The sequence below is a fragment of the Kibdelosporangium banguiense genome (genome assembly GCF_017876405.1).
GTDB classification, from domain to species: domain Bacteria; phylum Actinomycetota; class Actinomycetes; order Mycobacteriales; family Pseudonocardiaceae; genus Kibdelosporangium; species Kibdelosporangium banguiense.
Genome location: NZ_JAGINW010000001.1, coordinates 12,346,762 through 12,360,080, shown reverse-complemented (window position 1 = coordinate 12,360,080; position 13,319 = coordinate 12,346,762). Strand labels below are relative to the sequence as shown.

Below are 13,319 nucleotides of genomic sequence, written 5' to 3'. Positions count from 1 at the left end.
GGGTGAGGGGGTGTTGCCCGGGGCCGCTCCGCGTTTTCAGTTCAGCTTGTAGGCGTTGATGATCGTCTGCTCGACGGTGTTGCCCGCGCGGTCACTTGCCTTGGCCCGCAGCGACACCGACGTGGCGTCGTTCGGGTGCTGGACGATGGCGAACACGTTCGCCACAACCGTTGCCGCGGACCATGTCTGGCCGCCGTCGAACGACGCCTCGACGGTCAGTGTCTTGGGCACAGTGCCTGTGCCGCTGCCCTGAGCCTGCACGGAAACAGGGATGATGAACGACTCACCGGCCGGGGCCGAGTTCGTCGCGTCCAACGCGGGCGTGTAGCGCACTGTGGACAGTGGCACCCGGACCGGGTCCGGGCCTGCCGGGCCGGAACGGAACGTCCACGAAGCACGAACAGCTGTCGTGACATCGGATACGCCCGTGTTGGTGCGAATGCCTTCCGTGAACAGCGTGTAGTTGCCAGTGTCGGCCGGAACCTCGAACGCGCCATAGCCGGCGTTCGGTTCCTCGCCGATCTTCTTGCCGTCGCGGTAAAGCGTCGTCACGCCACTGTCGACAATGGAGGAACCGGCGTTACCAGAGCCGTCGCCCCACAGTGGTGCGTTCACCTGGATGCTGTTCTCGACCCGGGTGACGTACGAACCCGGCGATCGCGTCTGCGGCAAGACCGGGCCGAACACGCCACGGTTGTACGACTCCTCGTAGGTCCGGCCGGCCTGATAGGACTTGACCGGACCGAGGAACTGAATCTGGACTTCGCGCTCGTCCGGGGACATCTGCCACAGGCCGGGGCTGAACGCACTGTCACCGGCGGTGTAGTACTCGTTGCGTTCGCCAGGCAGCTTCACAGGCAGCAGGACCGCCCACGCGCCTGGGCCCTGACCGTACTTCGGATACGGGAAGGCATACCGCAGACCTGGCCGGTCGGGCACCGTCGCGCCGAACGTGGCGTGCACGTGGGCGAGGTCGGACTGCTTCACCGCGCGGGTGAACCCGGTGACCATGCTGCCGTCGTTGTAGAAGGCCAGTCCGTAGTAGTCGCCCTTCGGGTTGGCCCACTGGGTGTTGAGCTGGGTGGACAGTTCCTGCGGTGGTGCCTCCGGGCCGACATGCGCGGTCCACAGGTCGCTCAGCGAGCCGCCGAGCAGCACCCAGCCGAAGCTGGACGCGTTCCTGCCGGACATGCGCAGGTACGAGATGTCGGCCAGGCGCATCTCGGCCGTCGGGTCCGATGGCGTGATCTTGGTCTGCCTGGCCCGGCGGAAGTCCAGATCGATCGTCGTGTCGTCGGACAGGGTGAACATCGGGTACGCCAGCCACGAGATCCGATCTCCGGTCACGAGCGAGCTGTCGACCACGTAGTCGCCCTTGGGCAGACGGACCTGCGCACTGCCGCTGGGGTCGTAGGCGGAGCCGAACTTGCGTGACTCCAGGCCGAACAGCGAGGTGCGCGCGGTACCGGCCGGCGCACCGTCCAGACCGACATGGTTGACCGTCAGTGTGTAGCTCTCCACCTCACGGTTGATCGCCACCGGCGTGTTCACTGTGTTCATCACGGAGTCGCCGGATGTCGCGGTCAGCGTGCCGGAGTAGATGCCGTCGAGTCCGTCGATCCTGGTGTTGGCGGTGATGCTCACGACCGCTTCGCCGCCGGCGGGCACGGTCACCTTGGCCGGGGACACAGTGAGCAAACCGGCCGGAGTCGGCTTGCCGTCCGGGCCGAGGGCGTTGACCGCGACGTCGAACGTGACGTCTGTCTTGCCGGAGTTGCGGTAGGTGACGTTCTTGCTGACCGGCTGGTCGTCGTCGTGCGGCCAGAGCTGCGTGCCCAGGCTGATGTTGGTCGGTGTGGTGCTGACGGACTGGGTGATCGCCTTGGCCACGTCGACCCGGCCCGAGCCCTGCTCGAACGGGTTGAGCTTCGGGTTCGGCTTGGCGGACGCGGTCAGGGCCGCCTTGAGCTGCTCGCCTGCCCAGTCCGGGTGCGACTGTGCGAGCAGAGCGGCGGCACCGGCGACGTGCGGCGTGGCCATCGACGTACCGGACATCGCGACATAGCCGTCCGCGACCGGGGTACCGAGCCGACCCTCCGCTGCCTTGGCGGCTGCGATGTTCACGCCAGGTGCGGTGATGTCGGGCTTGATCGCCGCGTCACCGATACGGGGACCACGGCTGGAGAACGGCGCGAGGCTGTCGTCACGGTCCACGGCGCCGACGGTAAGCGCGGCGTCCGCGCTACCGGGGGAGCCGACGGTCTCTGCGCCTGCCTGGCCGCTGTTGCCCGCGGCGATCACGAACAACGTGCCGTGCTTGGCGGACAACGTGTTCACCGCTTCTTCCATCGGGTCGATCTCCGGGGTGTCACCGCCGCCGAGGCTGAGGTTGATGACCTTGGCGCCCTGGTCGACAGCCCACTGCATGCCGCTGATGATCCACGAGTCGTAGCCGGAGCCGCCGTCGGACAACACTTTGGCGTCCAGGATGCTCGCGCCGTACGCGACGCCCTTGTACTTGCCGTTCGCCTTGGCGCCGGTACCGGCAATGGTCGAGGCGACGTGCGTGCCGTGCCCGACACGGTCGACCGCGTCGGCGGAGTCGCTGAAGTTCTTCTCGGCGATCTCCCGCGAGGCCAGGTCCGGGTGCGTCTGGTCGACGCCGGTGTCCAGCACCGCGACCTTGACGCCGGTACCGGTGTATCCCGCCTGCCATGCCGCGGGCGCGCCGATCTGGACAGTGCTGCGGTCCAACGAGGCCTTGCGCTTGCCATCCAGCCAGACCTTCTTTACGCCCGCGCCCGTGAGGGACTGCCAAGCGGCGCCGCTTTTTTCGGCGTTCATCGCGGAGGCGTTCACCGATGAGAGGTTCGCAGTCGTTGTGGCGCCTGCGATCCGGGCCGATGTCACACCCGGTGCGTAGGTGACGATGACAGGCACGGTGGAGCGGCTCTTGTCGTCGTAGCCGGACTCCGCCAGAGTGCTGACGTCGAACAGGCGCTCGTCCAAACGTCCTTGTGCGACAAGGGAAACAGCGTCCCGTGGGACCACGTACAGGTGGCCGTCACGCTTGTAGGTCGAGAAGGCGAGTCTCTCCCGGCCCTTGCCGGGAATGATGGTTCTGGCGTTGCTCGCGTCGTCGAGGACGACGACGCGGTCGCCGGTGATCAGCGTGACTGAGCGGTCCTGCAGGGTTTCAGTCGCGCGGGGGGCTGCGGTGGCGACCTGTGCTGTGCTTAACGCAACCGCTAGGACGAGTACCCCGACAGCCGCCCTTCCGGCGACTTGGTTGTTGGCCGAATGCACGTGAAAAACCTCCCGATCGGTTTTCTGCGCACGCCACAGACATCGACGCTGAGCAGTCGATGAACCACACTCCGTGGTCAACGCAAGCTATCGGGACCACCAGAGGGTGACAAGTCCCCGGCGGAGCAATCTTGCAAGTTAATTTCCGTAAGCGGGAAACTACGGAATGTTCACCGGCGCTCGCTGAGCGTGCCGTCCGGGGCCACCTGCAGTCCGGCCTGCGGGGTACCGCCGCCGCACTCCGGGCCGGTCGGATACTTGATCTCCGGCGTCACCATCAGCGACTGGGTACGCAGTTCGGCGCCGCCCGCGTCGAGCAGCTTCAGCGTGATCTCACCTGGTGTCGCGGCCAGACTCGGCAGGTCGGCGAACCCGCTCTTCCCGCCTGTCGGGACAGCCGCGGCACCGCACGCGGCGTCCGGCCCGGTCCCGGTGCAGGGCAACGCGCTCGGCTTCGAGGCCGGCATCAGGTCCATCGGGCTGTCCGTGCACACTCCGCCCCAGCAGGACATCAGCGTCGCCGAGCCGACCTGCGGCGCGTACATCGGGTCGATGTCGAGCGAAATGCCCTTGCGGACAGCCAAACCAGGGCAGGGGATCCCGCCGGGCGAACCAGCGCCCCCGCCGCACGCGGTCAGTGTGGTGATCGCGGTCAGGACAATCGCTGCGGTCAGATTTCGATGCACGTCAGAGAAGACGGTCCTCACCGGGAATTGGTTGCACGCCATCGTTGCCACCATCGTGGCTTTGCCGAGTGACCTTGTTCGCGCAGCCACGTCACAAAGGCACGGGCGTCCTCGCGGGCCCGGGTGCTGGTCGGCTTCGGGTGTGTGCGGGCATATTCGTCGAACAGCGGAACAAACCTGTCCTCGAGTTCGGCGCACGCGTCCGGCTCGATCATCGCGACCACACGCCGCCGTTTGGACCGCAGCGCGTTCGCCTCCACCCGCAGCCGCTCGGGATCGAATCCGGCCGGCGGTGCGCCGTCGGCCAGCAGTGCCCGCAGCAACTCGGCCTGCGCCTCGGCCAGCCGATCCCGTTGCGGTCCAGTCACAACCGGCTCCGGATGGCGGCGAGTTCCGCGGCCAGTTCGGCGTCGGTGGGGTAGTCGCCGTCGCGTTCGAGCAGCACGCCGGGCGGCTTGGCCCGGGAGGCCAGCTCCCCAAGCAGGTCAAGGACTTCCGGCAGGACCGGGTGGGTGTGCGTGTCGTGGTAGACGCCGTTGTGCTCCTCGCCGCCCGCGACATGCACGTACGCCAGGTGTTCCCAAGGCAGGTCGTCCAGCAACCGCACGGGATCCTGGCCCAGGTTGCGGGCGTTGGCGTACATGTTGGCCACGTCCACAAGCAACAGGCAGCCGGTCCGGTCGCACAGTTCGGAAAGGAACTGTGCCTCGGTCAGTTCGGCGTCCGGCCATTCCAGCAACGCCGCGATGTTCTCCAGCGCGAACGGCACATTCAGGTTCTCCTGCACCGTTTTCACGTTGGCGACAAGCACATCCAAGGCCTCGCGCGTGCGGGGGACAGGCATCAGGTGACCTGAGTCCAGGCCGCCTGCCCGCACGAAACAGACGTGGTCGCTGGCCACCGGCGCGCCGAGCACCTCGGCGAGCTTCGCCAGGTGCTCGACCCGGTGGGAGTCAACGGGTTCCGCGCCGCCGACCGACAACGACACGGCGTGCGGAAGCACGGGCATCCCGCGCTCCCGCAGCAGCACAATGGATTCAGGCAGGTGGTCCGGGTTGAGGTTCTCGGCCACGACCTCGACGAAATCCACACCCGGCAACCGTTCGACCGTGAGGTCGATCTCCGGCCGCCAGCCGATGCCCACACCTAGATCCATGGTCACTAGCTTCCCCCGCCACCACAGCCGCCGCCACCACCGCCCCCGCAGCCTCCTCCGCCGCTGCTACCCCCGCAACCGCTGCTGACTCCGCCACTCGCGGAGTCCGGGAACGACGACGCACCCCAGAACGCGACGGTGGCGCCCCCGCTGTCCGACCCGCGGTCCCGGTGGCGCTTACGTAGGACCCTGGCAGTGTCCCTGTCCGGATAGGCGCCGAGCCCGCCCACTGCCACCAACGCGGCAGTGCCTGCACTCGAACCGCGCTCCGCCAGGACTTTCCGGCCCGCTTTGGTGATCCCCGGTTTGACCGGCTGCACCGCGAAGATGATCACCACCAGGGTGAGGATCAGCAACAGGCCCAGGTAGACGACGGGAAAGCCGAGATTCACCCCGTTGACCCAGCGCACGGCACCGACAGCGAACAGCACGAGCAGCGGAGCCGTCGACAGCCACGCCCACGCCCGGCCGCCGCGGTACGCGAGCCCGCGCTCCTCCAACGAGGAGAGCACCCGGTCGAACATCGGGTCACCGGCCAGCTTGCGCTGGATCTGGCCCACGGTCTGCCCGGCCCGCCCGTCGACGGCGCCGACCACCAACTCCTCCAGTTCGGACTCCGGTCGGTGATCTGTGCCGCTGACCTTGTAGATGTAGCCGGTGCGCTGGACGCGGATCACGTTGCGTGAGACCAGTCCGGCGATCGCCGACTCGACCATCCGTGGCCAGCCGCCGGACAGGTACGCGGTCTCCTCGACCGTCAGCGGCTCACTTCCGGTGCGGCCGATCGAGCCGGACCTGCGTACCCGCCGCATGACGAGCAACGCGACGAGCGCGAGCCCGAACGCCCCGATGTACAGCCAGATGAAAGCCGGACCTGAAATACCCCACGGGTGGTTCATCGTTGTCTCCCCATTGTGCGGGCCGGCCCGGGGACACCGTGTCCCCGGGCCAGCCGACCTCCCCCTTGCTACTTACTCACCCTCCCCAGCCGCTTGCGCAGCCGGTTTCCCCTCCCCAAGGGTCATAGACCCGGGACCGGCGGTGCCTGCGTGCGCCGACCAGCGACGCACGGACTGCCTTGTCCGGGTGGCCGGCATAGCCACCGGCCGCGACCAGTTCGGCAGGCAGGCTCGCCCGTAGGCGCCCCATCGCGTGACTGCCTTCAAAAGTGCGCGGACAATACGTGTGCTTGTACATCGCGTAACCGATCAAACCGCTGCCAATAAGCAACACGGTAAGCAAGCCAACTGGTCGGTCATTCGCAATTCCGGTGAGCCAGCGGATCAAACCGATCGAGAACACAGTCACGGCCGGGATCAGGCCGATCAGTTTGCGCCGGGCCGCCAGTTCGTCGTTCACCAAATATCCGGTCCGCACCAGACGGGTGACGACTTCGCCGACCGCGTCGGACCCCGCCAGCCGGTCGGTCAGCATCACCACCGACCGCCTGCCGTGCCTGGCCACGTCGGCCAGGACCGTGCGCTGGACCGGGTCCGCCCCCGAAGAACGCTTGCCGGCCTGCAGGTATCCGTCCCGGGACGCGCGCAGCTGGCCGGCGTCGACCAGCTGCGCGACCGCGGCCTCAACCACTCGCCGCGGGCCCCCGGTGAGGCACGCCAGGTCCTGAGCGGACAGTGCCTCGTCAGGTGCGGCGGCTGTGGTGGCGGCCGCACCTGAACGCGTGAGAATGCGAACAGCGAACGCGAAGAGCAGTGCTGCTGAAAACCCGAGCAGATAAATACCGGTGAACATCGGCTCGGGGATTCCCCAAGTGTCTTCCATGATCTTCCCCCTCTCTCCTCAGGAGAGCCGGAAATCAAGTGGAGACACCACTTTCTTCCTACTTCGGGGAACCCGGCAAGACACCTTGATAAAGATTTAGGGTTGTGTTGGGGGTAACTTAGGCTTCTTCTTGCGGCCGCAGCGTCAGCGAGATGCTGTTGATGCAGTATCGCTGGTCAGTGGGGGTGTCGTAGCCTTCGCCCTCGAACACGTGACCCAGGTGGCTGTGACAGGTGGCACAGAGCACTTCGGTCCTTACACTGCCGAAGCTGCGGTCCTCCCGCAGGATCACGCTCTCCCCGGCGAGCGGGGAGAAGAACGACGGCCAGCCGCAGTGCGACTCGAACTTCGTCGAACTGCGGAACAGCTCCGCGCCACAGGCGCGGCACGCATAGACACCGACGGTCTTGGTGTCGGTGTACTCGCCGGTGAAGGCACGCTCGGTGCCAGCCTGGCGAAGCACCGCGTACTCCTCCGCGGTGAGTTGCTGCCGCCACTGCTCGTCGGTCTTCTGTACACGCGGTGTGGCACCAACAACGGGCTTCATGAACTACCCTCCGAGGCTCGACAGGATGAACGCCAACGCGTCCCAGACCGCCAGCCCGACCCCGCCGAGGATCAGCACGATCACGATCAGCACCGTCATCCGGTGGTGACCGCCCAGCCGGTTGGCCGAGTCGGCGAAGTCGGAGATCCCGCCGAGGTAGCCCTCCACGGTGTAACCCGACCGGCTCGTCTCGATCCGGTCGAGATGGGCCGCGAACTCCCGCACCTCGGGATCGTGGGGATCCAGGCCAAGCAGGTCCTCGCGATACCGCTGTGACGCGGGCTCATCTGGGGACGCGTTCACTGCCATGTTCAACACGGTAGCCGGTCAGCTTGATTCCCGGCTCCCCAAAACCCGCTCCCCGGCGACCTCGCCGGCCTTGACGTGGACGAAGGACGTGTAGCCCCACTCCTCCAGCCGGCCCAGCTGCGCGCCGAACTTTCCGCGCCGCTTGATGGCCGTGACCTGCCGACCTTCCGCGCGTAGCTGCCGTGCGACAGCCAGCACCTCGGCCGGGGAGACATCGGCCTCGTGCAGCACGGCGACCGTGTCGACGCGCGGCGCACTGTCGAGCAGGTCCACGATCCGCTCGAAACCGATAGAAAACCCACAGGCGGGCACGTCCTTGCCGAGCGACCGGCCGATCAGCCGGTCGTACCGGCCGCCACCGGCCACCGACGAGCTGGACCCCGGGTGGCTGAGCTCGAAGATCTGCCCGGTGTAGTAGCCCATCCCACGCACCAGCGTCGGGTCGAACTCCCAGTCCAGCTCCCGGGTCTTGGCCAGCTCCGCCAGCGCTTGCGTGGTGGCGACCAGGTCGGCGGCGACGTTCTCCGGCAGCGAGGGCACGGCGTCGGTCAGCTGGTCGGCGAGTTTGGCCTCCTCCAGGCCCTGCAAGGCCGTGATCGCCTGCTGCACGCCGTCGACCTGCGCCTCGGCCACGCCACGGCTGACGAGTTCCTTGCGGACGCCGTCCCAGCCGACCTTGTCGAGCTTGTCGAGGGTGATGAAGAAACCGCCCTGGGCTTCGGTCGCGATACCGGCGTTGTCGGCCAGCGCGGACAGGAACCGCCGGTCGGACAGCCGGACCGTGACGCCCGGAACACCCGCGGCGGCCAGTGCCTCGGTGGTCGCCTCGATCAGCTCGGCCTCGGCCAGCACCGACTCCTCGCCGATCAGGTCGATGTCGCACTGGTTGAACTGGCGGTACCGGCCCTTCTGCGGCCGTTCGGCCCGCCACACCGGGCCGAACTGGAACGAGCGGAAGGGCACCGGGAGCGCGGCGTGGTTGTTGCCGTAGAAGCGGGTCAGCGGGACCGTCAGGTCGAACCGCAGGCCGAGGTCGGCCAGTTCGTCGAGCGAGCCGGGCAGCTCGGTCAGGCCACGGCGCAGCACCTTGAAGATGAGCTTCTCGTTCTCGCCGCCCTGGCCGCCGGTCAGCCGCGCGATGTCCTCCAGCGCCGGGGTCTCGATGCGCTGGTAGCCGTACCGGTGATAGACCTCGGTGATCCGGGCCAGGACATGATCGCGCACGGCGACAGTCGCGGGCAGCAGGTCACGGGTGCCCCTGGCGGGGCTGTTGTCCATCTTCACCGGTAGTTCCTCAGCTCGGAATTCTTTGGCCACCACGCTACCGGGGACATGCCAGCCCTTTTACGCCTAGGGTTGCCCGCATGGCTTCGAAGGCGATCGAGCTGACAGTCGGCGAGCGGGCTGTGCGCGTGTCCAATCCGGACAAGATCTATTTCCCGGAGCGGGGGATCACCAAGCGTCAGGTGGTCGAGTACTACATCGCGGTGGCCGAGCCGCTGCTGAACGTGTTGCGCGACAGGCCGACCACCTTGAAACGGTTCGTCGACGGGGTCACCGGCGAGGCCTTCTACCAGAAACGGCTGCCCAAGGGCGCGCCGGAATGGGTCGAGACCGCCCGGATCAAGTTCCCCTCCGGCAGGCCCGCCGACGAGGTCTGCCCGACCGAGCCCGCCGTGATCGCCTGGGCGGCGAACCTCGGCACCTTCGACTTCCACCCGTGGCCCGTGCGCAGGCCCAATGTGGATCACCCGGACGAGTTGCGGGTGGACCTCGACCCGCAGCCGGGCACGGACTTCGGCGACGCGGTGAAGGTCGCAGGCGTCCTGCGGGAAGTGCTGGTGGACAACGGTCTGACCGGTTACCCGAAGACGTCCGGCGGCCGCGGGATCCACGTACTCGTGCGGATCAGGCCGGACTGGGACTTCATCGACGTCCGGCACGCGGTGATCGGGCTCGCGCGTGAGGTCGAGCGCCGTATCCCGGACCTGGCCACGACGGCGTGGTGGAAGGAGGAACGCGGCGAGCGCGTGTTCCTCGATTTCAACCAGGCCGCCCGCGACCGCACGATCGCCTCCGCGTGGTCGGTCCGTGGCACGCCTCGCGCGACTGTGTCCATGCCGCTCACCTGGGACCAGCTGTCCGATGTGGACCCGGACGACTTCGACATCCTCACCGTGCCGGATCTGCTTGCCGCACAAGGTGACGCGCACGCGAACATCGACTCCGAGGTGTTCGGCCTGGAGTCGCTGCTGGAGCTCTACTCGAAGGACCCTCGCGGCGAGATGCCGTATCCCCCGGATTACCCCAAGATGCCGGGCGAGCCCAAGCGGGTGCAGCCGTCCCGGGCCCGGCCGGAAGTGGAATGACGCTAAAAGTTCTGATACAGATTGTCTGGTGACAGACTATCCACCTGGGGGCGGCCCGCCGCCGAAGACACTGCCCGAAGCCGACATGCTCGCCGTTGTCGCCGCGACCAACCAAGGCGTGCTGGCAACGGTGAACAAGGCCGGATTCCCGCACCTGACCAACATGCTCTACCGCTGGGACGCCGAAGCGGGCGCCGTGAAGTTCTCGACCACGGCCACGCGCGCCAAAGTGCGCCAGCTACGGGCGAATCCGCACGCCGCGTTGCACGTGTCCGGCGCGGACTTCTGGTCCTTCGTGGTCGTCGAAGGGATTGCCGAGCTGTCCGAGCCCAGCGCCACGCCTGGTGATGCCGTGGGGCAGGAACTGCTGGCGCTGAGCCCGCACATCAAGCCGGAGGAACAGGCCGCGTTCTTCGAGCAGATGGTGATCGACCAGCGACTGGTGATCAGCCTCAAGATGTCCCGGATCTACGGCACTTCGGTGGGCTGACAGCCGTACTGGTGGCCGGGCTTCCGGCCACCAGTGCCGGGCAGGGTTTTATCCGGGCAGTGCGCCGACTGTGTCGCGGATCTGGGTGCCGAGGCTGGCGCCTTCCCGTGCGCAGTGCGCGCAGCAGAAGAAGCGGCCCTCGACTTCGACGCCGTGGCCGAGGATCCGGCAGTCGCAGTGCTCGCAGCGTGGGGCGAGCTTCTGGATCGCGCATTCGAAGCTGTCGAACGTGTAGAGGTCGCCGGTGACAGTCCGGACTTCGAACGCCATCCAGTACTCGTTGCCGCAGACGTCGCACTTGGCCAACTGATGCATGGGCCGAGGGTGCGGGCTGCGCCCTGGCACGGCAACTCGGGACACGATTGAGTGACGGCGCCGTGTGACGGCGCCGTTTATTGTGGCGTTCACCGCAATAAACTGCCCCGGGGTCACTCCAGCCGGTATGCGCGGTAGCACGTCGCCATAAAGGGAATCGTGAGCGTCGGTGTGCCGCGTTCGCGGGCGCGTTCGGTCAAATGGTCCAACAGGCGCCCGAGAAGGGGTTCACGTTCCTCGTCGGACAGGGAAATGATCGCGCTGTACGTGCTGTGCATATCGCGGATCGCCCGCGGCGTCATCTCCAGTTCGTAGGCGATGATGTGTTTCTCCACCGGAGTGAACGGCAGGTCGGCCGGCAGGGTGAACTCGTGCACCTGACGGGCCGGATCATGCCCGGACAGCACGACTTCCTGCACCTCGTCCAGCCACAGGCTGCTGGCCGCGCGGTCGTGCCAGGACACGCCGAGGACACCGCCGGGCTGCAGGCACCGGGCCGCTTCGGCAGCCGCCGCGGCCGGATCGAACCAGTGCCACGCGTTGCAGCTGAACACGCCGTCGGCACTGCGATCGGCGACGGGCAGTTTCTCCGAAGCGCCAAGGTGAACCTCGGCGGCCGGATACACCTTGCGTAACCACGTGCACATCTGGGTATCGGGGTCCACGGCGATAACCCGCTCGGCCCGGCTGAGCAGAATCCGGGTGAAATGCCCGGTCCCGGCGCCGGTATCGATCGCGACCGGGCAGATGGGCGGCACCATCCATTCCGCCACCAGTTCCGGCACCGCGGGCCGGTGCCGGTCATAGTGCGCGGGGTCGGCTCCGAAAACGAGACCGGGCTGCGAGGTCATTAAAAAAGGTCCTCCGGGGTGATGGCGAAAGCACCCAGAGATTAGCGGTGCGGCGTTCACCGCCGGTACAGCCGATTGCCGCATCGCCATTGCGCCGAATCAGGACCTGGTCGGATCCGGCCGGGCGTTGATGACCCGCTCAACGGGAACATCGCAGGCCTCGGCGCGTTCGCACCCGTGGGGCAGCCAGTCGAGCTGACCGGGTGCGTGCGCGTCGCTGTCGATCGAGAACTCGCACCCGATCTCCACGGCCTGCCGCAGCAACCGCAACGGCGGGTCCAGCCGCTCCGGCCGTGAGTTGATCTCCACGGCGACACCGTTGTCCCGGCAGGCCTCGAACACCGCCTTGGCGTCGAACGTGGATTCGGGCCGGTCCCGCCGGGCGGTCTTCATCCGGCCGGTGCAGTGCCCGAGGATGGTGACGTACGGGTTGCCGACAGCCTTGATCATGCGGCGGGTCATCTCGGCGGACGGCATGCGCAGTTTGGAATGCACGCTCGCGACCACGATGTCCAGCTGTGCCAGCAGTTCCTCCTCTTGGTCGAGGCCGCCGTCGAGCAGGATGTCGACCTCGATGCCGGTCAGGATCCGAAACGGCGCGAGCTCCTCGTTGAGCTCCGCCACGATCTCCAGCTGGCGCCGGAGCCGTTCGGCAGTCAGGCCGTTGGCGACGGTGAGACTGGGGGAGTGGTCGGTCAACGCCATCCACTCGTGGCCGATGTCGCGTGCGGCTTCGGCCATCTCGCGGATCGTGCTACCGCCATCAGACCACTCCGAATGCGTGTGGCAGTCGCCTTTCAACGCCGCCCGCATGGTCTGGCCGCCCGCGACCGGCAGCGTGGCGTCCGCGATGAGTCTGGACAGATAAGCCGGTTCCCGGCCCGCGACAGCGTCGCTGATCACCGCCGCCGTGGTCTTGCCGATGCCGCCCAACTGCGTCAGAGTGCCGCGCCGGGCACGCAGTTGGACCTCCTCGGCGGGCAGTTCGTCCACTATGGCGGCGGCCTTTCGGAAGGCCTGAACCTTGAAGGTGGGCTCGCCGCCGCGTTCCAGGTAGAAGCCGATCAGCCGGAGAGCCTTAGCGGGATCCATGCCTTCATCATGGTCCTCTCTTACTATGGAAACAGTGCCCGGCACGCCGAAGGGAGGATCGCGTTGTCACAGGACTATCTCGTGCGTTACGTCGGCGGGCCGTTGGACGGGCGCGTCGACACCCTCACCGAACTGCCGCAGTCGCTCAAGGAAACCGTGACGCACGTGCACCTGCACGGCGGACCCAAGATCGTGCACCACTACGACCTGCACTACGCGATCGAGTACGGCTGCGAATATCGCCTGCGTACGGAGTGATTCTTAACGGCTTTGTCGCGCCGGTCGTTTACGCACCGCAACGCGCCCGACATCGCCCCAGCCGCGACGATGACCTGCCCAAAGCGAAGTTGTCGGTTGCGTGGGGCGGGGTGGAAATGGCTGGCTTCCGGCGACAAAGCCCGTCCGAGCGGAGCGAG

15 protein-coding genes are annotated in these 13,319 nt (G+C 67.2%); 3 read left to right on the top strand and 12 right to left on the bottom strand.

All coding sequences use genetic code 11. The annotated features are described in order from the left end of the window. Positions 1-36: 36 nt before the first annotated feature. The 9 genes from JOF56_RS55320 to hisS form a co-directional block, all read right to left on the bottom strand. Entirely contained in the window at positions 37-3,306 is a 3,270-nt protein-coding gene (locus JOF56_RS55320; RefSeq protein WP_209647530.1) for a S8 family peptidase, read from the bottom strand. Positions 3,307-3,476: 170 nt separating this feature from the next. Continuing rightward, positions 3,477-3,992 (bottom strand): hypothetical protein, encoded by a 516-nt coding sequence (locus tag JOF56_RS55315; protein ID WP_209647529.1) that lies wholly within the window; start codon positions 3,990-3,992, stop codon positions 3,477-3,479. 17 nt (positions 3,993-4,009) lie between these two features. Further along, positions 4,010-4,360 carry an SCO6045 C-terminal-like domain-containing protein gene (locus JOF56_RS55310; protein ID WP_209647528.1) on the bottom strand — a complete coding sequence of 117 codons (351 nt, stop codon included), beginning with the start codon at positions 4,358-4,360 and terminating at the stop codon, positions 4,010-4,012. Next, complete coding sequence (locus JOF56_RS55305; RefSeq protein WP_209647527.1) at positions 4,357-5,148, bottom strand: MbnB/TglH/ChrH family RiPP precursor modification enzyme; 792 nt, start codon at positions 5,146-5,148, stop codon at positions 4,357-4,359. Before JOF56_RS55305 ends, JOF56_RS55310 begins: the two co-directional genes overlap by 4 nt. 5 nt (positions 5,149-5,153) lie before the next feature. Beyond that, positions 5,154-6,047, bottom strand: coding sequence for a TIGR04222 domain-containing membrane protein (locus JOF56_RS55300; protein ID WP_209647526.1), 894 nt, complete (start codon positions 6,045-6,047; stop codon positions 5,154-5,156). A gap of 76 nt (positions 6,048-6,123) precedes the next feature. Then, positions 6,124-6,930 (bottom strand): TIGR04222 domain-containing membrane protein, encoded by an 807-nt coding sequence (locus JOF56_RS55295; protein ID WP_209647525.1) that lies wholly within the window; start codon positions 6,928-6,930, stop codon positions 6,124-6,126. Between the two features lie 118 nt (positions 6,931-7,048). Continuing rightward, positions 7,049-7,477 (bottom strand): peptide-methionine (R)-S-oxide reductase MsrB, encoded by a 429-nt coding sequence (gene msrB, locus JOF56_RS55290; RefSeq protein ID WP_209647524.1) that lies wholly within the window; start codon positions 7,475-7,477, stop codon positions 7,049-7,051. 3 nt (positions 7,478-7,480) lie between these two features. Then, positions 7,481-7,786: a hypothetical protein gene (locus JOF56_RS55285; RefSeq protein WP_209647523.1), complete on the bottom strand. Its 306-nt coding sequence runs from the start codon at positions 7,784-7,786 to the stop codon at positions 7,481-7,483. Between the two features lie 18 nt (positions 7,787-7,804). Further along, a complete protein-coding gene (gene hisS, locus JOF56_RS55280) occupies positions 7,805-9,064 on the bottom strand; it encodes a histidine--tRNA ligase (RefSeq protein ID WP_245381194.1) in 1,260 nt (419 codons plus the stop codon). 86 nt (positions 9,065-9,150) lie between these two features. Between hisS and ligD the strand changes: the two genes are divergently transcribed. Together ligD and JOF56_RS55270 are read left to right on the top strand one after the other, a co-directional pair. Next, positions 9,151-10,155, top strand: a complete 1,005-nt coding sequence (gene ligD, locus JOF56_RS55275; RefSeq protein WP_209647521.1) for a non-homologous end-joining DNA ligase — start codon at positions 9,151-9,153, stop codon at positions 10,153-10,155. 28 nt (positions 10,156-10,183) lie between these two features. After that, complete coding sequence (locus JOF56_RS55270; RefSeq protein ID WP_307855719.1) at positions 10,184-10,645, top strand: TIGR03618 family F420-dependent PPOX class oxidoreductase; 462 nt, start codon at positions 10,184-10,186, stop codon at positions 10,643-10,645. Between the two features lie 48 nt (positions 10,646-10,693). Here the strand turns inward: JOF56_RS55270 and JOF56_RS55265 are convergent, their stop codons facing one another. The 3 genes from JOF56_RS55265 to JOF56_RS55255 all read right to left on the bottom strand — a co-directional run bounded on the left by JOF56_RS55265 (position 10,694) and on the right by JOF56_RS55255 (position 12,903). Then, positions 10,694-10,951: a metallothionein gene (locus JOF56_RS55265; protein WP_209649076.1), complete on the bottom strand. Its 258-nt coding sequence runs from the start codon at positions 10,949-10,951 to the stop codon at positions 10,694-10,696. A 122-nt stretch (positions 10,952-11,073) separates the two neighbouring features. Then, positions 11,074-11,811, bottom strand: coding sequence for a class I SAM-dependent methyltransferase (locus JOF56_RS55260; RefSeq protein WP_209647520.1), 738 nt, complete (start codon positions 11,809-11,811; stop codon positions 11,074-11,076). A gap of 99 nt (positions 11,812-11,910) precedes the next feature. After that, positions 11,911-12,903: a PHP domain-containing protein gene (locus JOF56_RS55255; protein ID WP_209647519.1), complete on the bottom strand. Its 993-nt coding sequence runs from the start codon at positions 12,901-12,903 to the stop codon at positions 11,911-11,913. Between the two features lie 9 nt (positions 12,904-12,912). Between JOF56_RS55255 and JOF56_RS55250 the strand changes: the two genes are divergently transcribed. Continuing rightward, positions 12,913-13,161 carry a DUF8847 domain-containing protein gene (locus JOF56_RS55250; protein ID WP_245378806.1) on the top strand — a complete coding sequence of 83 codons (249 nt, stop codon included), beginning with the start codon at positions 12,913-12,915 and terminating at the stop codon, positions 13,159-13,161. Positions 13,162-13,319 lie beyond the last annotated feature (158 nt).